General features: G+C 67.7%; 22 protein-coding genes. 9 read left to right on the forward strand and 13 right to left on the reverse strand.

Annotated features, from left to right (window positions below):
* Positions 1-95 precede the first annotated feature (95 nt).
* Positions 96-317, reverse strand: a complete 222-nt coding sequence (locus tag FBX97_RS23300; RefSeq protein ID WP_141837206.1) for a hypothetical protein — start codon at positions 315-317, stop codon at positions 96-98.
* A gap of 95 nt (positions 318-412) precedes the next feature.
* Between FBX97_RS23300 and FBX97_RS23305 the strand changes: the two genes are divergently transcribed.
* The gene (locus FBX97_RS23305; RefSeq protein ID WP_141837208.1) at positions 413-2,053 is read left to right on the forward strand and encodes a phosphoethanolamine transferase; all 1,641 of its coding nucleotides are present in this window, start codon (positions 413-415) and stop codon (positions 2,051-2,053) included.
* Here the strand turns inward: FBX97_RS23305 and FBX97_RS23310 are convergent, their stop codons facing one another.
* The gene (locus FBX97_RS23310) at positions 2,054-3,787 is read right to left on the reverse strand and encodes a hypothetical protein (RefSeq protein ID WP_141837209.1); all 1,734 of its coding nucleotides are present in this window, start codon (positions 3,785-3,787) and stop codon (positions 2,054-2,056) included.
* An 81-nt stretch (positions 3,788-3,868) separates the two neighbouring features.
* Positions 3,869-4,192 carry a hypothetical protein gene (locus FBX97_RS23315; protein WP_141837211.1) on the reverse strand — a complete coding sequence of 108 codons (324 nt, stop codon included), beginning with the start codon at positions 4,190-4,192 and terminating at the stop codon, positions 3,869-3,871.
* 204 nt (positions 4,193-4,396) lie between these two features.
* Between FBX97_RS23315 and FBX97_RS23320 the strand changes: the two genes are divergently transcribed.
* Both FBX97_RS23320 and FBX97_RS23325 read left to right on the forward strand, forming a co-directional pair.
* Complete coding sequence (locus FBX97_RS23320; RefSeq protein WP_255517604.1) at positions 4,397-5,557, forward strand: sensor histidine kinase KdpD; 1,161 nt, start codon at positions 4,397-4,399, stop codon at positions 5,555-5,557.
* Positions 5,558-5,573: 16 nt separating this feature from the next.
* Positions 5,574-6,200, forward strand: coding sequence for a hypothetical protein (locus tag FBX97_RS23325; protein ID WP_141837213.1), 627 nt, complete (start codon positions 5,574-5,576; stop codon positions 6,198-6,200).
* A 58-nt stretch (positions 6,201-6,258) separates the two neighbouring features.
* Here FBX97_RS23325 and FBX97_RS23330 read toward each other — a convergent pair whose 3' ends face one another.
* Positions 6,259-7,260, reverse strand: coding sequence for an EthD domain-containing protein (locus tag FBX97_RS23330; protein ID WP_185748713.1), 1,002 nt, complete (start codon positions 7,258-7,260; stop codon positions 6,259-6,261).
* A gap of 270 nt (positions 7,261-7,530) precedes the next feature.
* On the opposite strand from FBX97_RS23330, the gene FBX97_RS23335 reads away from it, so the two are divergent.
* The 4 genes from FBX97_RS23335 (at position 7,531) to FBX97_RS23350 (ending at position 14,097) form a co-directional block, all read left to right on the forward strand.
* The gene (locus FBX97_RS23335) at positions 7,531-9,015 is read left to right on the forward strand and encodes a sorbosone dehydrogenase family protein (RefSeq protein ID WP_141837217.1); all 1,485 of its coding nucleotides are present in this window, start codon (positions 7,531-7,533) and stop codon (positions 9,013-9,015) included.
* A 391-nt stretch (positions 9,016-9,406) separates the two neighbouring features.
* Positions 9,407-12,196, forward strand: coding sequence for a TonB-dependent receptor (locus FBX97_RS23340; RefSeq protein WP_141837219.1), 2,790 nt, complete (start codon positions 9,407-9,409; stop codon positions 12,194-12,196).
* Positions 12,197-12,208: 12 nt separating this feature from the next.
* Positions 12,209-13,174, forward strand: coding sequence for a cupin-like domain-containing protein (locus FBX97_RS23345; protein WP_141837221.1), 966 nt, complete (start codon positions 12,209-12,211; stop codon positions 13,172-13,174).
* Positions 13,171-14,097, forward strand: a complete 927-nt coding sequence (locus FBX97_RS23350) for a glycosyl hydrolase (protein WP_141837223.1) — start codon at positions 13,171-13,173, stop codon at positions 14,095-14,097. The genes FBX97_RS23345 and FBX97_RS23350 overlap by 4 nt, the downstream gene beginning before the upstream one ends.
* 130 nt (positions 14,098-14,227) lie before the next feature.
* Here the strand turns inward: FBX97_RS23350 and FBX97_RS23355 are convergent, their stop codons facing one another.
* From FBX97_RS23355 to FBX97_RS23365, 3 genes are all read right to left on the reverse strand, one after another.
* Positions 14,228-15,553 carry an MFS transporter gene (locus FBX97_RS23355; protein ID WP_141837225.1) on the reverse strand — a complete coding sequence of 442 codons (1,326 nt, stop codon included), beginning with the start codon at positions 15,551-15,553 and terminating at the stop codon, positions 14,228-14,230.
* Positions 15,550-16,290 carry a GntR family transcriptional regulator gene (locus FBX97_RS23360; protein WP_141837227.1) on the reverse strand — a complete coding sequence of 247 codons (741 nt, stop codon included), beginning with the start codon at positions 16,288-16,290 and terminating at the stop codon, positions 15,550-15,552. The genes FBX97_RS23355 and FBX97_RS23360 overlap by 4 nt, the downstream gene beginning before the upstream one ends.
* Before the next feature lie 178 nt (positions 16,291-16,468).
* Positions 16,469-17,545: a sensor histidine kinase KdpD gene (locus tag FBX97_RS23365; protein ID WP_141837229.1), complete on the reverse strand. Its 1,077-nt coding sequence runs from the start codon at positions 17,543-17,545 to the stop codon at positions 16,469-16,471.
* A gap of 227 nt (positions 17,546-17,772) precedes the next feature.
* Here FBX97_RS23365 and FBX97_RS23370 point away from each other — a divergent pair, with 227 nt between their 5' ends.
* A complete protein-coding gene (locus FBX97_RS23370) occupies positions 17,773-18,009 on the forward strand; it encodes a hypothetical protein (protein WP_141837231.1) in 237 nt (78 codons plus the stop codon).
* 12 nt (positions 18,010-18,021) lie between these two features.
* Here FBX97_RS23370 and FBX97_RS23375 read toward each other — a convergent pair whose 3' ends face one another.
* The 6 genes from FBX97_RS23375 to FBX97_RS23400 all read right to left on the reverse strand — a co-directional run bounded on the left by FBX97_RS23375 (position 18,022) and on the right by FBX97_RS23400 (position 24,750).
* Complete coding sequence (locus tag FBX97_RS23375) at positions 18,022-19,179, reverse strand: sensor histidine kinase KdpD (protein ID WP_185748714.1); 1,158 nt, start codon at positions 19,177-19,179, stop codon at positions 18,022-18,024.
* A gap of 199 nt (positions 19,180-19,378) precedes the next feature.
* A complete protein-coding gene (locus FBX97_RS23380) occupies positions 19,379-20,650 on the reverse strand; it encodes a dicarboxylate/amino acid:cation symporter (RefSeq protein ID WP_185748715.1) in 1,272 nt (423 codons plus the stop codon).
* Positions 20,650-21,408 carry a class I SAM-dependent methyltransferase gene (locus FBX97_RS23385; RefSeq protein ID WP_141837237.1) on the reverse strand — a complete coding sequence of 253 codons (759 nt, stop codon included), beginning with the start codon at positions 21,406-21,408 and terminating at the stop codon, positions 20,650-20,652. Before FBX97_RS23385 ends, FBX97_RS23380 begins: the two co-directional genes overlap by 1 nt.
* A gap of 54 nt (positions 21,409-21,462) precedes the next feature.
* Positions 21,463-22,806, reverse strand: a complete 1,344-nt coding sequence (locus FBX97_RS23390; protein WP_370457352.1) for an MFS transporter — start codon at positions 22,804-22,806, stop codon at positions 21,463-21,465.
* Between the two features lie 21 nt (positions 22,807-22,827).
* Positions 22,828-23,640 carry a substrate-binding domain-containing protein gene (locus FBX97_RS23395; RefSeq protein WP_141837241.1) on the reverse strand — a complete coding sequence of 271 codons (813 nt, stop codon included), beginning with the start codon at positions 23,638-23,640 and terminating at the stop codon, positions 22,828-22,830.
* Positions 23,641-23,658: 18 nt separating this feature from the next.
* Positions 23,659-24,750 (reverse strand): porin, encoded by a 1,092-nt coding sequence (locus FBX97_RS23400; RefSeq protein ID WP_185748716.1) that lies wholly within the window; start codon positions 24,748-24,750, stop codon positions 23,659-23,661.
* A 110-nt stretch (positions 24,751-24,860) separates the two neighbouring features.
* Between FBX97_RS23400 and FBX97_RS23405 the strand changes: the two genes are divergently transcribed.
* On the forward strand, positions 24,861-25,766 hold the full coding sequence (locus FBX97_RS23405) for a LysR family transcriptional regulator (protein ID WP_141837246.1): 906 nt from the start codon (positions 24,861-24,863) through the stop codon (positions 25,764-25,766).
* Position 25,767 lies beyond the last annotated feature (1 nt).

A 25,767-nucleotide genomic window follows, 5' to 3' on the forward strand; every position in this document is an offset into this window, starting at 1 on the left:
GTCGTTCGCCTGGAAAGCTTGTTCTTTGCCTGCCAAGATACAGGATCGGCGCCGGGCCCGGCGCCGCCGTCAGGACAGCGGGCCGTCCAGCATCCTCAGCAAGGTATCGCCGAAGCCGTCGCGTGCGCGCGCCGATCCGCATTACATCGTGCCATTGATTTGCCGAATTTGAACGCTCCGGATGCGTCGGTGACAATTTCGGGGCGCGAAAACGGCGCGCCCATCGCGTCCAAATGATGAAGATGATGAAGTTCGTAGCGCCGCCCGTACGCCAGCGCGACCGTCACTGCTGCGGGCACGGCACGCGGCGCGTTCATGACGGCACCGCACCTTGGCCGGAGGTAATGCCGGATTGAACCTTTTGTATACTGCAGGGTATTTACGGCCGGGTTCCCCCAATCACGAAGTCAGTATGGCATTCAACAAGATCTCGATACCTCCCCAGGGCGCCCTGCGCCACGCCGCCATCGCCTGCGCGGCCATCGTCGGCGGCATTACCCTGTTCCTGCTGCAGGGGCACAGCGCCTCGCGCAGCGCACAACTGGCGGTGCTGATGCTGCCGGGCGTCCTTGCCCTGCTGTGGCCCTTGCCCGGCGCCCGCGCCCATGTGCTGCGCAGCGTTTTCGTCACCCTCTGGACCGGCCTGTTCCTGCTCGACGGCGCCGTGCGCTCCTATATGGGCGACGCCTATGGCGCGGCGCCGGACAGCAGCTTCGTGATCGGCGCCGTCGCCAACACCAACTGGCGCGAGGGCAGCGAATATGCGCGCACCTTCGCGCCGACGATCGGCGGCTGGGCCATCGCGCTGTGCATGGCCGTGGCCGGCGCGGCCTGGCTGGCGGCGCACGGCAACCGCCGCACCCCGGTGCCGCGGCTGGCGGCGCGGGTGCTGGTGGCGCTGCTGTGCGTGTCGGTGCTGGCCCACGCCTTCAAGCCCTGGCGCAGGCTGCAGCCTGTGGTGTTCTGGAGCGGCTGGACGCAGTCGGTGGCCGGCATGCGCGGCGAGTGGGACCGCTACGACGGCGTGCGCGCCCGCGCGCGGGCGCTGGCGGAAAGCGCGCGGCCGGCGGTGAAGGGGGATGGCCCGTCGACCGTGGTGCTGGTCCTCAGCGACAGCGTCAACCGCGACAACATGTCGCTCTACGGCTACGGCCGCGCGACGACGCCGGCGCTGGCGGCCCTCAAGCGCCAGCTCGGCGACGACATGCTGGTGATCCGCAATGCCTGGGCCGGCGAGGCGACCACGCTGCCCGCACTGAACGAACTGTTCGCCCTCGACCAGGGCAACGACGGCGGCGAGGACCTGCACCTGCTGGCGCTGGCGCGTGCCGCCGGCTACCGCACCTGGTGGATCAGCAACCACGACGACATCGGCATCGAGCAGCAGCATGCGCGCCTGGCGGACGTGGCGACCACCACCAACCGCAACCCGGGACGCTCGGGCGGCGGGCTGGACGAGGTGATCACGCACGACGTGCAGGCCGCGCTTGCCGACGGCGCGCCGCGCAAGTTCATCGTGGTGCACCTGCTCGGCGCGCATCCGTATTACAAGCTGCGCTATCCGGCCGGCACCGACGCCTTTGCCGCCGCCGATGCGGTCGATGCCGGGCTGGCTGCGGCGGGGCGTTCCTGGCGCGTCGGCACGCTGCGCAAGGAATACGATGCGGCGATCCGCTATCACGATACCGTGGTGTCGCGCATCCTCGGGCTGGTGCAGGCCGGCGCCGCGCCCCAGCCCGAGGCCAATGTGGCCTGGATGTACCTGTCCGACCACGGGCAGGAAGTCGGCCACGACGCCGACTTCGCGGGGCACAGCCCGGGCACGCCGGCCGGCTACCGGATCCCGGCCCTGGTCTGGCGCAACCGGCCGTGGCCGGCCGCGGCCGACCTGGCGAACCGCGCCTTCCGCGCCGACTGGGCCGGCTGGACGCTGGCCGACCTGCTGCAACTGCAGTGGCAGGGCCAGGCGACGCGCTACAACGTGCTGGCGGCGGACTATGCCTGGAACGAAAACCGTTTGCCCGGCCCGGTGGCGCGCGCCATTCCGGACTGATCACACCCCGAGCGCCTTGAGGCCGGCATCGACCAGCGCCTCCAGCGGATTGCGCTCACGGTAGCCGGCCTGGCCGCGCCCGGGAATCTCCTCGTACAGGTAACAGGCATCGTCCCCGGCGAAGCGGTCGTCCAGCAGCGCGCGCCGCCCCAGCATGTAGGGCAGGAAGGGCCGGGCGCGCACGGTGGAATAATGGGTGTTGGTGCTGAAGCCCAGCGTCGCATCCTGGCTGACCAGCCGTCCCGCGCCCGCGTTCTCGAGCCGGACCCCGCGCCGTCCCTTGACGATCAGCGTCGCCGGTCCTTCGAACGACAGGTAGCGCAGCTGCAGCGTCAGCCAGGCGTGCAAGGTGCCGAGCCGCCAGTGGCTGCGGATCCGGGGACGCTGGCCACGCCGGTACAGCACGCCGGCCAGGCCCCTGGCCTGCAGCACGAAGGCGGCGCCGGCCGGAATCTCGAGCAGGGCGACTTCCTCGAGCGCGTCGACGGTGGACGAGACCACGATCTCGGCCGGGCGCGGCGCGTGCAGGCGGTTCAGCAGCCACAGGTGCGCCGCGATGCTGGGCAGCCAGTAAGACCAGTCGAACAGCAGCTTGGTGCCGACTTCGACCTGTTCGGGCTGGCTCTGGCAATAAGCTGGCCGGATCAGCATCTCGTCCCCGGGACCGAGCGTGACACGCTGCGACACGGCGGAGATCTGCGGCGCGCTGCCGCGCAGGCGCCGCCAGGCGTGGAATGGCCGGTCGTCATCCGCGCGCGGGTCGGCGATGACGATGGGGCGCACCTGCGCCGCCAGCGGCGCCAGCACGAAGTAGAAGACGGCGCGGATGGCAAACGGCACCACGATCCACGACACCAGCACGGCAAGCGCGGTGCCGAGCACGGGTCGCACCGCCTTCCAGGCCTGCCACGCGATGCTCTGCGCGGCAAAGGTCTCGGCACGGCGCAGTTGCTCGGCGAGCGGGGCGGCGGCGGCGGCCAGGCGGCGCTCGTCGATTGCCAGCGTTGCCAGGTCCGGGGCGCGCGGCAGCTGCTCCACCAGCTCCTTCTGTCGACGGAAGCGCGCCAGCGCGGCATCGGTGCGCGCCGTTTGCGCCGCCACCCGGTTCTCCAGGGCGCGCACCTGCCGGCCCGCGGCCGAATACGGAAACAGGCGGCCGAACCATCCTTGCCCTGCATAGGCAGCGGCGAGCTGTTTTTTGGCGTCTTCCTGGACCTGGAATTCGCCCAGGTAGGCCAGCCGCAGGTCCTCCAGATGCCGGCGTGCCGCTTCCAGGTCGAGCGCGACGGCGAGGCGGCTGCGCAGCGTCGCCAGCCAGGCGCGCTCCTGGCGCCGCAGTTCGAGTTCGATGCCCTGCAGCGCCGCCCGTTCCAGCCGCGCGGGCAGGGCGTCCGCGCCGGCGCGCAGCAGCGCCAGCGGATCGCGCATCTGCGCCTGCTGCCGTGCGAGGCGCAGGATGTCGGCGTCGACCTCGCGCATGCGGGCGTCCAGCTGCTGCAGCGTCGCCGCCGACATCCGGCGCGCGTCCTGCATCGTCTCGGCGCGCAGCCTGGCCTGGACCGCCTCGGCGTGCTGCTGCGCGGCCCGCAGCGCCGGCAGCTCGCCGGCGACGGCGCGCACCTGCTGCCATTCGCCGCGCAGCCAGCTCCCGCACACCAGGATCAGCACGATACCGATGAACAGGAGAGCGTAACGGCGCAGCAGGGCGAAGGAGGACGACAGCAGATGACCCATGTGGCAAATCCGGCGAGGGGTGCGGCGCCGAAGCGCGATGTCGAGCTTTATATCACTGCCCGCACCGACCGGTGGTCCGGGTCAGGCAGGCAAGTGTTGTTCGCGCGCCGTCCGCACCACCTCGAGCACGTGGCGGATGCAGGCCACCTTGGGCGAAGTGATGGTGCCGGCCACGCATTTGGCGTACTCGCGGGCGATCAGGCTCGCGGCCGCGGCATCGGCCACATGGTCGCGAAACAGGGTGACCAGGCTGACGACGGCATCGTGGACCACCTGGTAGGACGCTTCGGGGATCGTCTTGCGTGGCGGGTCCTGCATCGCCGAGATCGAAATCACCTGCTCGAGCTGCTGTTCCGCGCCGACGACCGCTGTTCTTATCCGTTCGGATGTCCATGGCTGGCGCATAGTTCTGTCCCTTTCAATAATAATATTGCAACACTTTTGTTGGATCGTATACCCATCCATATAGGCGTACGATTGCAATTTGTTGCAAACCATTACACGAACGCGGGTACCTGTTAAATCCTGAACACCTGAAAATAACAATCGACCCGTATGCAGGCAAGCAACAGGTAAGATGCCCGGAAATTGACGAATTCATGGAAACGCATGACCTTTGCCAGCGATCAGAACAAGGCCCCATCCGCACTGTCCGCGAATGCCCAGCGTATGCTCGAGCTGCGCGACAAGGTATTCCGGATCTGGCTGGAGCGCGTCCGGGAAAGCGTGGCCGAGGCGCGTAACGTGGAGTCGCCCATCCTGATCGATACGCTGCCGGTCTTCTACGACAACATCGCGGAAAGTCTCAGCCCGGACTATCCGCGCACCTCCGGTGTCGACGGCACCACGGTAGCTGCCGAGCACGGCGGCGAGCGTGCGCGCATCACGGCCTATAACCAGGCTGCGCTGATCGAGGAGTACCAGATCTTCCGCGCGACGATCTTCGACGTGCTGCACCGTGAAAACGTGCTGCTCGACTTCAATGAGACCCACGCGATCAACAGTTCCATCGATTCCGGCATCCAGGAAGCGGTGGAAGCCTTTTCGCTGGTCCACAGCGGTTTCCGGGAACGCTTCGCGGCGGCGCTTACCCACGACTTGCGCGGACCGCTGGCCGCCACGATGACGGCGCTGGAACTGATCATGCTCCTCGACGATCCGGTGCGCATCAAGACCGTCGCCGCCAAGGCCCTGTCGAGCACGGCGCGGATGGCGGGCATGGTCGATGAACTGCTGCACACGATGAAGTTCCACAGCGGCGAGAAGATCGAGCTGGAGCTGGCGCGCTTCGATATCTGCGAGGTGGTCCGCGAAGTCCAGGCCGATTCGGCCTTGGGCTGGGGACAGCGCTTCGAGGTCGATGCGCGTACGGTGACGGGTTACTGGGACCGCGCCGCCCTCAAGCGCGCGCTCGAGAACCTGGTCAGCAATGCCGTCAAGTACGGCAGCGAGGGCACGCCGGTCACGATCAAGGTGGACGAGGTGTACGGGCGCCTGCTGCTGTCGGTCCACAACGAGGGCGCGCCGATCCCGCCGGACCAGCAGGAATGCATCTTCCAGATGTACCGCCGCGCGGAGTCCGCCATCAGCAGCGACAGGCAGGGATGGGGCATCGGGCTGCCCTACGTGCGCGCGGTGGCGGAAAGCCACGGCGGCAGTATCGGCCTCGACACCAGCCAGGAGCGCGGGACGACCTTCGTCATCGATATTCCCATGGATGGCAGCCTGTATCCGAACGCGCCGACCCTGAGCCAGCCTGCCTCAAGGTAGGTACAATGATATCGCCATGAACAAGACCCTCATTTCCCTTGCCTGCTGCGCGACCTTGTGCGCTTTGCTGTCCGCCTGCGACGGCAAGACGGCCGCCAACGAAAAGAATTTCGGCATCACGGTCAGCCAGTATTTCGAGAAGAAGGGCGAGATGTGCCTGGACCCGGTCACATGGCCGGTCGACGTCTACGAAACCGACCTGCGCCAGCAGAAGCTGTACCCGGACGGCGTCGCCGGCCAGATGGCGGCGCTGGCGGCGGCGGGCCTGGCCAGGGGCGAGGACGTCGAATTGCCCGGCACCCTGGCCGGCAGCAAGGTCAAGGCGCGGCGCTATACGATGGCCGATGCCGCCAGGCCCTACCTGCACGGCGCCGCGGGGCAGCCGCCGCGCCTGTGCTGGGGCCGCAAGTCGCTGGACAAGGTGGTGCGCTGGGCCGATCCGGCCAAGGCGGGCGACCACGAGGAGTCCAGCGTGATCTATACCTACCGGCTGTCGGACGTGGCCCCCTGGGCCAGGACGCCGCAGGTCAAGGAAGCGTTCCCGGTCCTGGGCCGGAGCGTCGACGGCGAACGCACGCAGCAGGAAAAGCTGTACGTCAGGTCGACGCCGCAGGGGTGGCAGGCGCTCGGCCTGAACGGCTGAGACGCGCCGCCGCCGAATCCCCCCTGGCGCACCACCCCGGTGCACCTGCCCGTGCCGCCTACGGCAGCTCGGTCGCCACTTCCGGCGCCAGCCGATTGATCACGCTGTAGTTGATGGCGGTCCACCACTCCGAGCCTTCGCCCTCGAGCGCCGCCAGCGAGGCGGCGATGGCCGGGTAGTCGGCGCCGACCAGGTAATCCTCGACGTCGTTGAGCGATGCGAACGACAGCACCGAGACGGCATCGATCCGGCTGCCTTCGGGGTCTTTCTGGGTCGAGCCGATGTTGTGCAGCTGGGCGTAGCGGCGCACCAGCTCGCGCGTGCCCGGCTGGCCCAGTACCAGCGGCGCGTGCTCGCGCAGCAGCCGGTGCTGGAACACCTCGCGCGACATGCCGGGAGCGCGCATGTGGATCATCACCAGGCTGACCGGGTCGCGGTGGCGTGCGCTCGGGACCAGTATGTATTCGCGGGTGATTTCGCGCGTCACCATGCGGAAGGCGACTTGCTCGTCGGCCACGATGCGCTTGTCGAATTTTTCCTGGCCCAGCGTGCGCTCGATGTCCGCCTCGTCGGCATAGGCGATGTAGGCGAAGCCGTCCCAGCGTGGACGCCGGTAGGCGGGCACGTGCTTTTCGGGATCGGACGGCAGCCGGCCGTCGCCGCCGACCATGGCCCGGTAGGGCGGCGGGAAGGAGGAGGAGGGGCCGGATGCCACGCGGTGTACCTGGTCGTAGCGCAGCACGGCCGCAGACGAACTGCCCGGCTCGTCCCAGGCAAACTTCGGGCCGTGTACCTTGCGCCAGTATTCGTCCCAATGCTCGTACGCCAGGTTGGGATCGCCTTCCAGCGCCAGCGCATGCGGGCGCCAGTTCGGAAAGTGCACCTCGTGGCCGTGCCGGCTTTTTGATGCGCCGGCATCCTGGGGGCGCTCGCCGCGTGCGGTGTCGTCGACGCGGCTGACGAAGGTCGGCGTGACGATCAGGGGCCTGGGGCTGGACGCCCGGGTGGCGCCCAGCGGCGGGCGGTGCTGGTTGTCGGTGCGGTCGAAATCGGTCGGCATGGGGCATCTTTCTGCTGGTGGAAGCGGAACGATACGTCGGGACAGGCGGATGCTCCGTGCGCTGCTGCACCCATGCTGCCGTCGCGGCGCTTGCCCCGATCGCGCCAGGGCGCAATGCAGGTGTGGTTTATACGCGTCCATCGCGTCGCTTGAAGCCGAATCATCCGTCGTTCGTCTGGGCGGCATCAAGGTCGCGCGCACTCGCCCGGCATGCCGGCCGGCGGCCGGCAGAATGCAGGGACATGCCGGGCCCAATCCGAGGAGATCGCGATGACGTTCCATCCTGCGCGCTTGTTCCTGCTGTCCCTGTTCATCGGCCTGCTGGTCGGCCCGCTTGCCGCCTGCAACCGCGGCGACGGCGCGCCCGGCGCCAGCGTTCCGGTCCAGCCCCAGCCGCCGGCACCGGCCGTCGGCACCCTGGTCGTGACGATCGACAATCTTCCTCCAGGCACGTCCGCATTGGTGCGGATCAGCGGTCCGGACGGTTTTGCGCGCGACCTGGGCGCCACCCAGACCTTGACCGGACTCCATCCCGGCAGCTACGCGATCACGGCGAGACCGGTGGTGGCCGGCGGCCAGACCTGGATGCCGTCCAGCGCCAGCCAGCAGGTCCTGGTCGGCGCCGGCGACACCGCCGGCGCCACCGTGCGCTATGCGGTCAACGACGTGGCGCTGGCGCTCACCCGGGTCGCCACCGGCCTCACCGAACCCGTGTACCTGAGCGCACCGCCCGGCGACACGCGCCAGTTCATCGTCGAGCGGGCAGGCCGCATCCTGGTCATGCAGGACGGCGTGCTACAGGCCCAGCCCTTCCTCGACATCCGTGTCCGCATCGATCCCATCGTGGACGGCCTGATGTCGATCGCCTTCGATCCGGGCTTTGCCGACAACGGCCATTTCTATGTCTACCGCACCGATCTCGACCGCAACATCGTGCTCGAGCGCTATACGGTGCCCTGCCATTGCGACGCGGCCGACCCCGATTCGGTCCTGACCCTGCTGCGCATTCCGCATCCGGATGCCCTGATCCATTACGGCGGCCAGGTCGCCTTTGGCCCCGACGGCTACCTGTATGTGTCGACCGGGGACGGCGGTGTCGCCAACGACGCGCCGGGCAATGCCCAGAACCTCGGGTCGCTGCTCGGCAAGCTGCTGCGCCTGGACGTCGGCGCCGCCACCGTGGCCGAGCCGTACCGGATTCCGCCCTCGAATCCTTATCTGGGCCAGCCGGGCAGGCGGCCCGAGATCTGGGCGTCCGGGCTGCGCAACCCATGGCGTTTCAGCTTCGATACGGGTGCCCCATCCGGCGCCAGCCTCTACATCGGCGACGTCGGCCAGATCGCGGTCGAGGAAATCGACCTGGTGCCGGCCTCGCAGGGCGGGCTGAACTATGGCTGGAACCGCATGGAAGGCAGCACCTGCTACCTGGCCCAGGACTGCGACCGCAGCGGTCTCACCTTGCCGGTCGCCGAATACGTCCACACCGCCGCGCTCGACACCCCTTGCGCGGTGACCGGCGGCTACGTGTATCGCGGCACGGCGATCCCGGAGCTGGCCGGGCGCTACTTCTATTCCGATTACTGCGCCGGCTTCCTGCGCAGCTTCTACGCCTACGGCACCGAGGTGTATGAGCAGCGCGAATGGAGCGTCCCCCGTCTCGGCCTGATCACGTCCTTCGGCCAGGACGGGAAGGGCGAGCTATACATGATCACGCTGACCGGCGACGTCTGGAAAATCGTCAGGGCCGTGCCCTGAGAGCGCTGCCGGCTTCAGCTGCGGCACCGTATCGCCAGCAACAACTTGAATGGCAGCGGCTGTCCATGGGCAGCCGCTGCCGTTTGCTGTTTTACAACAGCAAACGATTCACCCATCGTGCATATGCATAGTACCAATGTCAGGCCAGCGGGCGGGCCAGCCCTTCATCCCGCGGTCGCTCACCATCCCAGAGCAGACCACTTGTGGAAACGTTCCCATTGCGACGCAACATTGACGGAATTGAATAGGAAAACATCAATAAATTGGTAGTGATCTGGTATCAACCCCTTGTATATTGAACGCAGATTGGTGCTATCGCCGATAGTCCAGTCCGGCAAGCATTACCTCATCAACGAAACGGTCACCAAAGAAGCCACTCAAGGGGGAAGCAATGAAAGATTCGAAGGCAGCAGCCGGCAAGCGGCAGGGAGCACATTTCCATACCACGCTGACGCCGACGGCCTGCGCCGTCGCGCTGCTGGTGCTGGGCGCAGCCAATCCTGCGTCGGCGCAGCAGACGGCGCCCGACGATGCACCGGTCAACACGGTCGTGGTGTCCGGCATCCGTGCTTCCCTGCAGCAGTCGCTGGCGGTCAAGCGCAACGCTGCCTCGAACGTCGAAGTCATCACCGCCGAAGACGTGGGCAAGATGCCGGACAAGAACGTCGCCGACTCGCTGCAACGCCTGCCTGGCGTGAACATCAGCTCCTCGGCGGCCGGTTCCGGCGGCTTCGACGAGAACGACCGCGTCAGCCTGCGCGGCACTGCGCCCAGCCTGACCCAGACCACCATCAACGGCCATGCGCTGTCCTCGGGCGACTGGTTCGTGCTCGACCAGATCGGCGGCGCCGTCGGCCGCAGCGCCAGCTATTCGCTGCTGCCGTCCGAGATCGTCGGCCAGGTGGTCGTCCACAAGACCCCGACCGCCGACCTGATCGAAGGCGGCGTGTCCGGCACCGTCGACGTCATCACCCGCAAGCCGCTCGACTTCCGCCAGCCGCTGTCCTTCGAGGCTTCGGTGCAGGCGGTGCACTCGACGCTGGCCAAGCAGACCGACCCGCAGTTCAGCGCGCTGGTCAACTGGAAGAACGCATCGAACACCTTCGGCGTGCTGCTGCAGGGCTTTTCCGAGAAGCGCAGCCTGCGCCGCGACGGCCAGGAACTGCTGCAGTGGGCCCAGATCGCACCAGGCAGCAAGATCGCCGGCGCCCATCCGGACCTGGCCAACGTCTGGTATCCGCGCCTGATCGGTTCCTCGCTGTTCGAGCAGGAGCGCCATCGCAAGGGCGGCCTGCTCGACGTGCAGTTCAAGCCGAGCCGCGACTTCTCGCTCGACGCCACTTACTTCACGTCGAAACTGGACGCGTCGAACTACAACCGCAACTACATGACCGACATGCTGGGTTCGGGCGTGATCGGCGGCGACGTCGCGCCGGACGCCTACACGGTACGCAACGGCACCCTGACCTCGGCTTCCTGGGCCAACCGCGGCACCGCCGCCGCGCCGCTGCGCTACGGTATCGTCGACAACATCAACCGCGAAGGCGCCTACGCCAAGACCCAGTTCTTCGACCTGGCCGGCAAATGGCGCGTGACCAACGCGCTCGAGCTGAGCGCCAAGGCCGGCAAGACGCGCGGCACCGGCGCCACCCCGGCGCAGGGTGTGTACGAGGGCGACATCAACAACTCGGGCGTGAGCTACCAGCTGAATGGCCTGGGCAATCCGGCCACCGTCAAGTTCCCGAGCATTAACACGGCGAATTTCACCGGCACGATCCTGGACTGGGTGTTCGGCGCCTCGCCGGCGACCACCTTCGACGAAGAGAAATACGCGCAGATCGACGCAGCCTTCCGCCTCGACGCCGGCCCGCTGCGCGAGATCAAGTTCGGCTTGCGCGGCACCGACCACGCCCGCAGCAACCTGGAAGTGTCGCAGGGCCCGAACTGGGCCAACACCAGCCCGGGCACGGCCGACACCAACCCGGCCTGGAACGGCACCACCTACCCGGGCGACTACGCCAGCGACCTGGGCGGCGACTTCCCGCGCAACGTGTGGCAGCTCGACCCCCGCATCCTGACCGAGTGGGCCAACCTGCACTCGAACCGCGACGTCAGCCGCACCTATTACCCGGACATGTTCAACCTGAAGGAGAAGACCAAGGCGCTGTACGTCTCGGGCGACTTCGAGGGCGAGGCCTGGAGCGGCAATGCCGGCGTGCGCATCGTGCGCACCGAGGGCACTTCGAACGGCTACCAGATCCTGCCGAACCAGCTCCCGGGCGGCAACCTGCCGGCCTTCCCGTGGGGCGGCTTCGTGCAGCAGACCTCGGTCGAGAACAACAGCACCTATGCGCTGCCGAGCGCCAACGTCAAGTTCGACGTCAACAAGGACGTGGTGGCGCGCCTGGGCGTGTCGCGCACCATGACCCGGCCGGACTTCGGCGCCCTGGGCGGCACCGTCACGCTGACCGACGAGAACCACACCGGCAACGGCGGCAACGCGAAACTCAAGCCGGTCATCTCGAACAACATCGACGCCACCGTGCAGTGGTATTTCGCGCCGCGCGCGCTGGCATCGGTCGGCCTGTTCTACATGGACCTGCGCAACTACGTCGGCTACGGCCAGACCACCGGCACCTTCATCGACAGCCGCGCCTCGCAGCAGAGCGGGCAGGGCGTGTTCGCCACCTACGCCATCACCTCGCCGATCAACGTCGACGCCAGCGTCAAGGGCGCCGAGTTCAACCTGCAGCTGCCGCTGGGCGCGGGCTTCGGCACCGACGCCAACCTGACGCTGGCCGATTCCAAGCAGGATTTCGGCACCTGTCCGGCGACCCAGAACGTCACCAGCTCGGACCCGTGCGACATGCTGGGCGCGTCCAAGGTCACCGCCAACGTCGGCGCCTTCTACGAGAACGAGCGTTTCAATGCGCGCATCGGCTACGCCTGGCGCTCGTCCTACCTGGCGGCCCAGGACCGCGGCACGCCGATGTACCAGGATGCCGTCGGCCAGCTGTCGGCGTCGGTGAACTGGAACATCACCAAATACATCACCCTGACCGCCAGCGGCCAGAACCTCAACAACCCGGTCCTGAAGAACTACGTCTACAACAAGGACCAGCCGCGCAGCTTCTACGTGAACGGCGCGCAGTACTACCTGGGCGTCCGCATCAAGTATTAATATCAGGTACCGATGCACGAATACACCCACGTCGACGCCGCGCTGCTGCACGGCGAGATCGTCCCAAGGGCGGCGCCGGCCGTACTGCGCGGCGTCGCCGCCGGCTGGCCCGCCGTGCAGCGCGCCCGCGCCTCGCCCGAGGCGGTCTGCGACTACCTGCTGGCCTGCGACAGCGGCCAGCCGGTCGACGCGCTGCTGCTGGCGCCGGGCGAGAAGGGGCGCCTGTTCTACGGCCCCGGCATGGACGGCTTCAACTTCGCCCGGCGCCGGTTGCCGGTGGCGCAGGTGATCGAGCAGCTGGCGCGCTATTCGCAGTTTGCCGATCCGCCCTCGGTAGCGGTGCAGAGCGCGCCCGTCGAGTCCTGCCTGCCGCGCTTCGGGCAGGAGAACCGGCTCGACGGCTTGCTTGGCGAGTTCGATGCGCCTGCGCGCATATGGATCGGCAACGCCATCGTCACGCCGGCCCATTTCGACGAGTCGGACAACATCGCCTGCGTGGTCGCCGGCCGCCGCCGCTTCACGCTGTTCCCGCCGGAGCAGGTCGGCAACCTGTACATCGGCCCGCTGGACTACGCGCCCACGCCGACGCCGATCAGCATGGTCGATTTCAGCGCGCCCGACCTGGAACGCTTTCCGCGCTTTGCGCGCGCGCTGGAGGCGGCGCTGGTGGCCGACCTGGGGCCGGGCGACGCCATCTACATTCCGCCGCTGTGGTGGCACCACGTGCAGTCGAGCGCGCCCCTGAGCATCCTCGTCAACTACTGGTGGAAATCGGCACCGCAGCACGACAAACCGCCGCAGCCCACGCCGATGCAAGCCTTGACGGTCGCCATGGGCGCGCTGCGCGCCCTGCCGCCGGCGCAGCGCCAGGCCTGGGCCGCGCTGTTCGGCCACTACGTCTTCGATGCCGGCGTCGATCCGGCTGCCCATATCCCCGCGCACCGCCAGGGTGTGCTCGCCAAGGTCCGACCGCCATGAAACGAACGATCCTCGCTGCATTGCTGGGCGCCTCTGCACTGGCCCAGGCCGCCCCGGCCTTCGTCGCCGGTCCCTACCAGTTGCTGGCGCTGAGCGGCGGCGCGGCGCAGCCGATCCCGCACGGCACCCTGACCTGGGCCTTCGCCACCGGCGAATGCGGCGAGGAGGTCTGGCACGGCCAGGACGGCCGGCAGGTCGCGGCGCGCAACGTGGCGGCGTTCGTCAAGGCCGGCAGACCCTACATCGTCTCGACCGGCGGCGCCGAGCACAAGTTCACTTGCGCCGGCGCGGCCGGCATGGAGCGCTTCATCGCGCGCTACGATTCGCCGCAGCTGGTCGGCATCGACTTCGACATCGAGGATGGCCAGAGTCCGGCACAGGTGGACGCCCTGATGGCCGCCATCCGGGATGCGCAGCGGCGCCGCCCCCATTTGCGCTACAGCTTCACCGTCGCCACGCACGCGGCCGCCGACGGCAGCCTGGCCAGCCTGAACCCGCTCGGCGAAAGCATCCTGGCCGCGGTCAGGCGCCATGGCGTGCAGGATGCGGTGTTCAACCTGATGGTGATGGATTACGGTCCGGCCGCGCCGAACGTCTGCGTGGTAGAGGAGGGCGCGTGCGCCATGGGCCGCTCGGCGCTGCAGGCGGCGCACAACGTGCACGCCAAATACGGCATCCCGTACGAGCGCATCGCGCTGACGGCGATGATCGGCATGAACGACGTAGTGTCGAACGTGTTTTCGGTCATTGACGCGCGCACCATGGTGCACGGGGTGCGCACGCTGAAGCTGGCCGGGGTGCATTACTGGTCGCTGGGGCGCGACAAGCCGTGCGGAAAACCAATGACGGCGGCCAGCGACGCCTGCAGCGGCGTCGATGCGGCGGCCGGGGCGTTCGATACCGTGTTGTCCCTAGACCGTTAATTTCCACCTGCATCCTGAGCACGTCGCCCCTGCGAAGGCAGGGGCCCAAGTTCGGTGCGTTACTGCGCCTGCAAACTTGGGTCCCTGCCTTCGCAGGGACGACGGTTTTAGCGCTGGCGGAAAGAATCGCTTAAACCGGTCCAACAGCGCCCGCCCGAGCGGAAACGTCGTCCGACACCCTGGGCGCCTGCATCGGAATCAGCTGCGACAGCACGGCCACCGGCACTGCCGCCGCCATCACCCACAGGAAGAAATGCTGGTAGCCCAGCGCCAGCTGGATGTCGCCACTGACGTACTTGAACAACGAAAAGCCGAGCTGCATGATGCCGGTCGCAAAGGCGTAGTGCGCGGTCTGGTACTTGCCCGGCGCGACCACCTGCATCATGTACAGGATCAGGCCGACGAAGCCGAAGCCATAGCCGAACATCTCGGCCGACAGCGCCGTGCCGATGACGGCCAGGCTGTCCGGCTGCGCCATCGACAGGTAATAGAAGACGGCGTTCGGCAGGTTGACCGCCAGGATCAGCGCCAGCATCGCCCGCTTCAGGCCCAGGCGCGCGGTGAAGTAGCCGCCGGCCACGCTGCCGGCGATGAAGGCGACCGTGCCCACGGTGCCGTACACGGCGCCCACCTCCATGGTCGACAGTCCCAGGCCGCCCAGGTGGCGTGCCTCGCGCAGGAACAGCGGGCCGATGGTCTGCACCTGGGCCTCGCCGGCGCGGAACAGGATGATGAACAGGATCGAGACCCAGATCCCGGGCTTCCTGAAGAACGCGGCGATCACTTCCCACAGCGTGCCGGCGATCGCCGCGGCATTGGTGCCGACTGCCAGCGTGTTCCGGGCCGGCGGCAGCGCCCAGCTGTTGTACAGGCCGAGCGCGACCATCATCGCCGCGACGATACAGAACACGACCGTCCAGGCCGGCGCCACGCCCATGGTCTTTTCCAGCCAGCCGCCCAGCAGCAGCAGGCCGCTGGCCGAAATGAAACGGCCGGCATTGAAGAAGGTGCCGGTCCAGCCGGCGTAGCGTGCCTGACCGGTGGCGTCGAGGCTGGCGATGTACAGGCCGTCGCAGGCGACGTCGTGGGTGGCCGAACAGATCGCGACCAGCGTCAGCATGGCGACGCAGGCGCCGAACCAGAACGGCAGCTGCAGCGCCAGCCCGACCAGGCCGAGGCAGACGCCGCCGATCAGCTGGAAGCTGACCACCACCAGCTTCTTGCTGGGCGCCAGTTCGAGGAAGGGACTCCACAGCGGCTTGAAGATCCAGGCCGACATGATGGCGGCGGTCCAGTGGCCGATGGCGTCGTTGGCCAGGCCCATGCTCTTCAGCATCTGGGCGGCCACGATGGCGACGGCGTAGAAGGGCAGGCCCTGGGCGAAGTACAGGCTCGGCACCCAGCGCAGCGGGCTGTGAGGCGACGGATTCGTGTTGCTCTCCGCCGGCGCGCTCACCGGCGCACCTCGGCCACGTATTCGTAGTAGTCGCTGCGGCAGTACGAGTGGGTCAGCTCGACCGCGGCGCCGCTGTCCAGGTAGCTGACGCGGGTGATGTGCAGCATGGCGGCGCCGGGCTCGATGCCGGCCAGGCGCGCCTGTTCGGCACTGGCGTTGACGGCGCGGATGTGCTGCAGCGCGCGCGACGGAATCGCACCGCGCTGTTCCAGGTAGCCGTACAGGGAATCGACCACGCCGTGCGGGTCGGGCATGTAGACCGTCGGGATGGTGCTGGTCTCGATCGCCATGACGACGTTGTCGGCGGTGCGCAGGCGCTTCAGGCGCGCCACCGGCATCCCGGGCGACACGCCCAGCGACAGCAGCTCGAGCGGGGTGGCCATGCCGACTTCGCGCTGCAGCCAGCGCGAGCCGGCCGTGAAGCCGCGCTGCTTGAGTTCTTCGGAAAAGCTGGTGAGGCGCGACAGCGGCTGTTCCAGCTTGGGCGTGATGTAGGTGCCGGACCCGCGGCGGCGCGTCAGCATGCCGCGTTCGCACAGCATGTCGATCGCCTTGCGCGCGGTGACGCGCGAGATGTCGAGCATCTCGGACAGCGTGCGTTCGGAGGGCAGCGCCTCGTTGGCGCGCCAGTCGCCGCTGATGATGCCGCTGGAGAGCTTGTTGGCGACCTGGATGTAGAGCGGCGTGCCGCTGTTGGCATCGGGCCGGAAATCGGCAAGTTGCGCGAGCACCGTCATGTTTGATTGCCTGACTGTTCTATTGATTAGCTGTCAACGACCAAGTCCGCAGACTATAGGTTGGCAAGGTTTCCATGTCAACAGGTATTTAAGTGGTATTGCCGGGGCCGCCTGGCGCCCGGTGGCGGGCCGGATCGCCGGCGCCAGGTGGTCTGGTCCGCCGCCCGATCGGACCCGGTCAGATGCGGTCCAGGGGCAGCGCCAGCAGGAAGGTGGTGCGCGCCGGCGTGCTGTCGACGGTGATGCTGCCGCCATGCTGTTCGGCCACGGTGCGCACGTAGGGCAGGCCGATGCCCCATCCCGCAATGCCGCGCTCGCCGTCGCCGCGGGCGCGCCGGAACAGCTGGAAAATGGCTTCGGTCTGGTCCTCGGGAATCGGCGGTCCGGCGTTGCTCACGGCAATGACGGCGGCACCGTCTTTTGCATGGACGGCGACGTCGATCGGGGTCTCCCTGGTGCTGTACTTGACCGCGTTGTTGAGCAGGTTTTCGACGGCGCGGCGGATGGCCTCCGCCTGCCATTGCCCGGAGATCGGTTCGCCGTCCAGGCGGATGTCGCGGCCCGAAGAAAAGGCGACGCTGGCGACCGCCTCGCTCACCGGCTCCAGCAGCGCCGTATGGGTCACGTCGAGCACGGCCGGGCCAGCATTGAATACCATCATGTCGAGCAGGTCGCAGATCATGGTGGCGAGCCGCGCATGCTGGCGCATCGCGATCTGCGCCATCTGCTGGATGCGTACCGGATCGTCGGTCTTGTGGATGAGGGTGACCGCGGCCGTCGCCGCCGCCAGCGGGGTGCGCAGGTCATGCGTCAAGGCGCAGAAAAACTGCTCGCGGATCTGTACCTGGGCCAGCGAGAAGCCGGTCAGGGATTCGCGCAGGGCCACGTCGATCGCATGGTTCAGGCGGCCCACCTCGTCGAGGTCGAGGACGATGCCGGCCCGGTCCCAGGTATCGACGATCGCGCTGCGCAGCAACTGGAATTCGTGGACGATGGAGCCGGCATTGAAGCGCGTCACGCGGGCGCGCTGGCCACCATGTTCGGCGGCGATCCTGGCATGATCGAATGGCTCGCCGGCGCCGGTCATGGTCAGCACCAGGTGTTCGTAGAACGCCGGCAAGGTATTGACCAGAGCCGGCAGCGAAATGCTGCAAGCGTAGGGAATCTCTTTTCGAACCGCTGCCAGCCAGGCGGCAAGTACCTCGTCTTTGGCGGAAAGCAGCTGGGTGAGCCGAACGGAATGCTGGGCCGACATGTTGATCTCCAGTCGCACAAGCCCTCATTGTCCCCGCGTGAAAGCGCCCTTGCAGGCACATCGCTTGGGGCGTCCACCGCTATCGTGTTGGTATGGTTATTTACTCAAGTCATATACTACGCTTCAATAATTCTTAATTAACTAGGAGATTTCCTAAGTCAGTACTAGGAATAATCCTAATTCATCCATTCAGAATATTTTTTAGGTAAATACTAGAGAGGTATGACATGCAAGAACCGGAAAAGGCCAGCGTAGCTGAACTGGCGTTTCAACTCGGCAAGGTTACCCGGCGCGCCGTCGATCACGCGGACGGCAAGGTCGGCATGGCCGGACTGGCCGCATTCGCCAACGATCTGCTGGAAGCGGGGGAGGGAAAGGTCGCCAGCGAGCTGCTGATGATCTTCGTCGCCGGTTTCGAGGAAGGTGATCCTCCGGAGCGGCGCGCGCATCCGGAAGATCGCTGAACCGGCTCGCCCTTACGCCCGGGACGCGGCAAGCTGGCCGCCGTCCTGTTCGACGAAGGGGCGGCAGTCGACCGGGATGTCGATCAGGAAGGTGGTGCCGAGTTCCGGCGAGCTGTCCACCGTGACGCTGCCGCCGTGGCTTTCGCCCACGGCTTTCACGAACGGCAGGCCGATGCCCCAGCCGGTCGCGGACAGCGGCCCGGCTTCCCTGCGCAGGTAATCGAAGATGCGGTCGTGCTGCTCTTCCGGAATCGGATTGCCCTGGTTGTGCACGCTCAGCATCATGCGGCCGCGCGTCTGGTGCGCCAGGATGCTGACGGTGCCGCGGTCGCCATACTTGAGCGCGTTGCCGATCAGGTTTTCCAGGGCACGGCGCAGCGAGGCGCGGCACCAGTAACCCACGACCGGTTCGCCCGAGATGTCGATAGCGACGGCGTCGCCGGCGGCCGGGATGTACTGTTCGCGCGTTTCCCGCGCCAGGTCGAGGATGTCGAAGCGCGTCAGGTGCAGCGGGATCTTGGCCGCGCCTTGCAAGGTCAGGGCATCCAGCAGTTCGGCCATCATGTCTTCGAGCCGGTCCGCGTTCGATTGCACCTTGGCCGCGATCTTGCGCACCAGCGACCAGTCGTCGGTGCGGCCGAGCAGCTGGGCGCCGTTGGCGACCACCGACAGCGGCGTGCGCATGTCGTGCGACAGCGCGGCCGCCACCTTGTGGCGCAGCTCTTCGTGGCTGCGCGTGAACGAGCGGATCGCCTCGCGCGTGGCGGCGTTGATCGACTCGTCGATGATCGCCCATTCACGTTCGCCCAGCGCGACCCGGCCGCGCGCGACAAGGGCGATCGACTCGCGCAGGATCTGGTATTCGTGCACCACCTGGTCGGGCCCGAAGGGCGTCATGCGCGCACGTTCGCCGCCGTGGACCCCGGCCGCGTTGCTGCCGCTCGACGCCTGTTCGCGCGGATGGTCCGGGCTCAGGGCTTCCGCGATGTTGTCGAAAAAGGCCGGCAGGGTATTGGTCAGCACCGGACGCAGCAGGTCGCGCGCGCCGTCGACGCGCGCGCGCACTTCGCGCTCCCAGTGATCCATGACCGCGTCGCGGATGGCGATCAATTGCAGGGCGGTCGGCGACAGGCCGTGCCCGTCGGTATTTTGGTCAGTGGCCAGTGTCATGCGGTCGAAGGAAAGCGCCAGGTGGGGACAGCCTATTGTTGAACGCCAGAAACGAGCAAAACTGGCGCGAAAGTTGCTAACTTTCATTATATACGGCCATCATGCCGGGATGAAATGGCAAACGGCTATCATATTGTCGAGTTCGTTCAAACAGTGGCGTGGCCGCCACGCGCAGGGCATGGACGGCCGCGAGGACTGCTCAAGGCCGCACTGCGAGCGCGCTGCGCAGGGCATCGCGGTCGAGACTGCCGTCGCGCAGCGCCAGCACGATGCACGCCAGCCCATGCCCGAGCACGTTGGTCAGCAGCCGGCATTTCATGGTCTTGTCGATCGCGACCAGCATCGCCACCGAGTCGGCCGGCAGCACGTGCAGCAGCGCCGCCGTCGTTGCCAGCGTCGCCAGTGCCGAGCCGGCGACGCCGACCGCGCCCTTGGTGCTCAGCAGCCCGACGCCCAGCATCACGGCCAGCTCGTGCCAGCCGAGCGGGACGGCCGATGCCTCGGCCAGGAACACCAGCGCCATGGCGATATATAAATAGGTGCCGGCCAGGTTCAGCGAATACGAGAACGGCAGCACGATGTCGGTGAGCCGGCGCGGGCAGCCGAGCCGTTCGAGCTTGTCGCTCAGCGGCGCCAGCACCGCCAGCGAAGCGCCGGTGACCGCCACCAGCACCAGTTCGTCGCGCAGGAAGGCGATGAACCGCAGCAGCGGCAGGCGGATCAGGCGGGCCACGCCGCCATAGACGACGAACACGAACAGGACGCTGACCAGGTTGATGGCGAAAATGAAGCGCAGCAGCGGCAGCAGCGACGCCAGCCCGGCGCGCGCGGCCGCCGACGCCATGGCGCCGAAGGCGGCCAGCGGCGACAGCCAGAGCACGATCCTGACCGCGGCCAGCAGGATATTGCGGGCGCGGTCGACCGCGCCGAGGAAGGGCGTGCGCGCGCGCGTGCCGGCGACCAGGCCGAGCGGCAGGGCCAGCGCCAGCACCACCAGGTTGTTCGCCTGCAGCGGCGGCAGCAGATGCATCCAGTGCGGCAGCGCGTAGCCGGCAACCACTCCCGCTCCTGTACCTGCCCCCGGCTGCGCCAGCGCCGCCCCGCCGGCGGACGCGGACGCCATGCCGATGCCGGGCTCGAGCACCCAGCCGGCCAGCAGGCCGGCCACCATCGACAGCAGCGACATGGCACCGAAATAGCCCAGCATGGCCAGGCCGATACGGCCCAGGCCGCGGTTGCGGCCGAGCGCGGCGGCCCCGTCGACCAGCATGCAGAAGATCAGCGGGCACATCAGCCATCCGAGCACGCGGATGAAGGCCTCGGTCAGGACGTGCATGTGGGCGGCCGCCGCCGGCGCGGCGAGGCCGAACGCCAGCCCGGCGCCGATCGCCAGCAGCAGCGGCAAAAAGGCGAGCCGGCCCGGCAGCCGCGCGACCGCGCCCCGGCCTGCGGCCCCGGGCGCGCCGCGCACTACACGCGCCCCAGCCGCATGTTGATCGGCCAGCGCACCGCCCGCTGGCGCCCGGGGTCGCCCCACGCCGCCGCGATGTCGTCGGCAAACGCGCCCGGCAAGTCGTCGCGGCCGGCTTCGCGGGCGCTGCGCACGGCCGACCAGGTGCCGACGTAGCCGAGGAACTGGGGCAGGGTCCAGGCGCAGCGGATGTCCAGCGCCGGCGGCGCCAGTTCCTCGAAAGGGAAGTCGATCGTCGCATAGCCGGTGTCGACCAGCTTGCGCTGCGCCGGCCAGAAGGGGCCGATCTCGTAGTGGTAGAAATGCTGGAAGCGCGCGTCGAGGTCGGCGTCGAGTTCCAGGACGCCGTAGCTGACCAGCGCCAGCAGCGCACCCGGCCGCGCGATCCTGCGCACTTCGCGATAGAACGCCGGCAGGTCGAACCAGTGCGCCGCCTGCGCCGCCGTCACCAGGCTGGCGCAGCCATCGTCGACCGGCATGTGCTCGGCAGGGGCGCAGCGGTAGGCGATGCGCTCGTGCGTGCCGGCGTTGGCGATCTGGTCGGCGCTCGGATCGATGCCGATGACGTGCTCGAAGGGGGCGGCGAGCAGCTGGGTCAGCTGCCCGTTGCCGCAGCCGGCGTCGACGGCAAGCGCGCGGTCCGGCGCCGCCGCGGCCAGGAAGGCGGCGAGTGCGGGCGGATACTCGGGCCGGAAGCGGGCGTAGGCCTCGCCTCCCTGGTCGAACCAGTTGCGTGACGGCGGCGTGGGAGTCGGCATGCGTATGTTCCTCGTGCGTGGGTGTGCGCCGCCATCATAACCTGCACGGCAAGGTCAACGCACGGCCACCCGCTCCTTGACGAAGCCGCGGTAGACCAGGAAGGTGGCCAGCAGGCTGATCGCGCCGGCCCCGGCCATCCACAAACCGGGCGCCGCCTTGTCGCCGGTGGTCTCGATCAGCCAGGTCGACAGCAGCGGCGTCATGCCGCCGAACAGCGCCGTCGCCAGGCTGTAGGCCAGCGAGAAGCCGGTGGTACGGATCTGGACCGGGATGATTTCGGTGAGGGCGACGATGGTGGCGCCGTTGTAGCTGCCGTACAGGAAGGACAGCCAGAGTTCGACCATGACCATGTTGCCGAAGCTCGGGTTGGCGATCAGCCAGGACAGCGCCGGGTAGGCGGTGACCACGGTCAGGGCGGCGCACACCGCCATCACCGGCCAGCGGCCGATGCGGTCGGACAGCGCGCCCATCACCGGCAGCCAGATGAAGTTCGACACGCCGACGCACAGCGTCACCAGCAGGCTTTCCTCGGTGGACAGCTTGAGGACGCTCTTGCCGAAGGTCGGGGTGTACACGGTGATCAGGTAGAAGGCGACCGTGGTCAGCACGATCAGCATGGTGCCGGCGGTGACCAGCGGCCAGTTGGCGGCCATGGTGCGCATCATCTGGCGGAAGGTCGGACGGCTCTTCTGGGCCAGGTAGGCTTCGGTTTCCTGCAGCGACTTGCGGATGTAGAACACCACGGGGATGATCGAGCAGCCGATGAAGAACGGGATGCGCCAGCCCCAGTCGGCGATGAACTCCTTCGACAGGCCCTGGTTCAGCGCATAGCCCAGCGCGGCCGAGCAGATCACGGCGAGCTGCTGGCTGGCCGACTGCCAGCTCACGTAGAAGCCCTTGTTGCCGGGCGTGGCCATCTCGGACAGGTAGACCGACACGCCGCCCAGTTCCACGCCGGCCGAAAAGCCCTGCAGCAGGCGGCCGATCAGGACCAGCAGCGGCGCCATCAGGCCGATGCTGGCATAGCCCGGCACGAAGGCGATCAGCGCGGTGCCGGACGCCATGATCGCCAGCGTCAGCACCAGGCCCTTGCGGCGGCCGATGCGGTCGATGTAGCTGCCCAGGAAGATCGCGCCCAGCGGCCGCATGAAGAAGCCGGCGCCGAAGGTCGCGAAGGTCATCATCAGGCCCGCGTACTCGCTGGTGGCCGGGAAGAAAGCGGCGGCGATGTGGCTGGCATAGAACCCGAACAGGAAGAAGTCGTACATCTCGATGAAGTTGCCGCTGGTGACGCGGATGACGGTCGAGAGCTTCGAGTGGGAACGCGCCGGCGGCGCGGCGGGCGTTGCAACGGGCGAGGCGATTTCAGCCTTGGCGGAGGATTGGATGGACATGATGACCTCGTGGTGGTGAAGTGTTTAGTGGGCCGGGGTCGGCGGTTGATTGGGCATCTTGTTCGCGGCTTCCAGTCCGGTCGCCTCGATGGCGGCGGCGTTGGCCGGCGCGGCCAGGAAGCGCAGCAGGGCATGCGCGGCGTCGGCGTGCTGGCTGCCGCGCACCACGGCTGCGGAGAATTCGGTCTTGAGTTGCACTTCCTGCGGGAGCACGCCGACGATGTCGATGCCTTTCACCGGCTGCAGCTCGCTGCGCTGCTGGCAGCCGAAATCGGCTTCGCCGTGGGCGATGATCTCGCCGACCGGCGTGGCCGGGATCTGGGCCGCCTTGCCTTCCATCTGGCCGCGGATGCCGAGCTTGTCGAGCAGCGTGTGCTTGATGTATTCGCCGCTGGCGCTGTCGGAATAGGCCACGTGCTGCGCCTGCAGGAAAGCGGCGCGCAGGCCGTCGACGGTATGGATGTCGGGCCTGGCGGCGCCGTGGCGCACCGCGCAGGCGATCGGCGAATTGGCGAGGACGACCTTGCTGCCCGGTTCCAGGCGGCCCTCGAGCATCAGCTTGTCGAGCGCGTCGCCGACCATGATGACGACGTCGATCGGCTCGCCGCGCGCCAGCCGGGCCGGGATCGCATTCTTGGTCGCGCCCATCGACGGACCCCATTCGGCGATCAGGTGATCGCCGCTGGCGCGCTCGTAGGGGCCGGACAGGTCTTTATAGGCCTGGGCGAAGCCGCCCGAGCTGACCACGCGGATGTCGGTGGCCTGGGCCGGGGCGGCGGCCAGTGCGAAGGCGGCCAGGGCCGCGGCTGCCGTGTGCTTCAAATAGGTTGGTCGCATGGTGTCTCCTTGTCTCCGTTAGAATTTCTGCATGAGCCCGAGCGTCAGGGCGGCGCCGTGGCGGTCATTCGTGCGCGACGCCGTCAAGCCGGCGGCGTCGCCGCGCCAGGTGGTGTAGTCGGCTTCGACGTAGGCGGTGGTGCGCGGGGCCAGCGACTTTTCGATGAACAGGAATTCGCGGTCGAAGCCGTCGTCGACGAAGCCGGTGGCCGCGCGCCGCACGCCGTACCAGGCCGCGGTGACCAGCACGCCGGGGCCGGCCGGGTGGCTGACGCCGGCCGACAGCACGCGCTGCTGCACGCTGCGCGCCGGCCCCGTATCGGTGTGGTTGCGGGCGAGGTTGGCCTTGAACTGCCAGGCGTCGAGCTTGAGCGCGGCGCCGAGCGACCAGGCGTCCAGCGGCAGGCCGTCGCGGCTGCGGAACTGCATGGTGGCGCCGGACACGCTCCATGCCGGCTGCTGGTAGGCCAGCGCCACGCCGTGGCTCGACAGCGCCGCCGTCTCACCCGGCACCTCGCCGAACGAATAGGCCGCGCGCGCCTGCCACGGGCCGACGGTGGCGGTGTATTTCAGTGTGTTGTCGAGGCGGTAGAAATTGTCGGCATAGCCACTGGGGCCATACTGGGTGCCGAAGGCGTGGGTACCGAACTTCGTATTGCTCAGACCCGCGATGTTGATGTTCGGATTGAAGCTGGCGAAGCGCTTGCCGAGCGGATCGACCGGCAGCAGGGCATCCGAAAGCAGGGTCGGCTGACGGCCGAGGGCCACGGTGCCGTAGGGAGAATCGAGGCCGACCCAGGCCTGGCGGTCGAACAGGCGGTCGCTCTTGGCCGAGCTGCCGGTATCGGCATTGATGCCGCCTTCGAGCCGCAGCACGGCCTTCCAGCCGCCGCCCAGCGACTCCTGGCCGCGGATGCCCCAGCGGCTGGTGTTGTCGACGCCGCTGCTCAGGGAGTGAGTGGTGCCGGACGGCAGCGGCGTGTTGTTGGCGCTCAGGCCGTTCAGCGAACGGACACCGACATCGACGATGCCGTACAGGTCGATCCCGGACTGGGCCGGGCAGGCGCCGCTCGCGAGGAGCAGGGCAGTGAACATGCAGGAATGGCGCACGTTTGTCTCCATGGGTGTGCCTTCTTGTCGAGGCTGATTTTCGTATAACAGTTATCATCCCTGAGAATGAATGATTTGATAATTGCAATTTTCTGGCGTATTCTTGCGCTATGCGCATCAATTACGACATCCTCGACCTGCAAGCCTTCGTCGCCGTGGCCGAACGCGCCAGCTTCCGCCAGGCGGCGGCCGATTTGTTCCTGTCCCAGTCCGCGCTGAGTCGGCGCATCGACAAGCTGGAAGAAAGCCTCGGCGTCAAGCTGTTCGAGCGCACCACACGCCGGGTCCAGCTCACCAACGTCGGCGAGACCTTCCTGGTGAATGTGCGCACCGCGCTCGACGGGCTGGAAGACGCGGTGCTGGGCATCGCCGACCTGGCCGCCCACCGCACCGGTACGGTCACCTGCGCCTGCGTGCCATCTGCCGTCTGGCATTTCCTGCCCGAGGTGCTGAAGCAGTTCAGCGCGCGCTACCCGCGCATCCGCGTGCGCGTGCACGACGAGAGCGCCCAGGACGTGCTGAACCTGGTGCTGCGCGGGGAGGCGGATTTCGGGATCAACTTCGCCGGCGCGGAAAACCCGGAGATCGTGTTCGAGCCGGTGCATGTGGAAAGCTACGTGCTGGCGATGCGGCACGACCATCCGCTGGCAGGGCGCACCGTGCTGAACTGGAAGGACACGGTGGACGAACGCTATATCTCGGTCGCCAAGTCGAGCGGCAACCGCACCGTGATCGACGCCGCGCTGGCCGGCATCGAGAAGCACCCGGTCATCCTGTGCGAAGTGAATCACGTGTCCGGCGTGCTGGCGCTGGTCGAAGCCGGCATCGGCGTGGCTGCGGTGCCCGGCCTGTCGGTGCTGCCGGGACGTCCGGACGGCATCGTCGGTGTGCCGCTGGTGAACCCGGAGATCAAGCGCACGCTCGGCTTGATCACCAAGCGCGACCACAGCATGGCGCCGGCGGCGCGCACGCTGTTCGAGATGCTGTCGGAGGCGCTGCTGAAGCGCGCATCCTGAG

The sequence above is a fragment of the Herbaspirillum sp. SJZ107 genome (genome assembly GCF_006715485.1).
Lineage (GTDB): Bacteria > Pseudomonadota > Gammaproteobacteria > Burkholderiales > Burkholderiaceae_D > Telluria.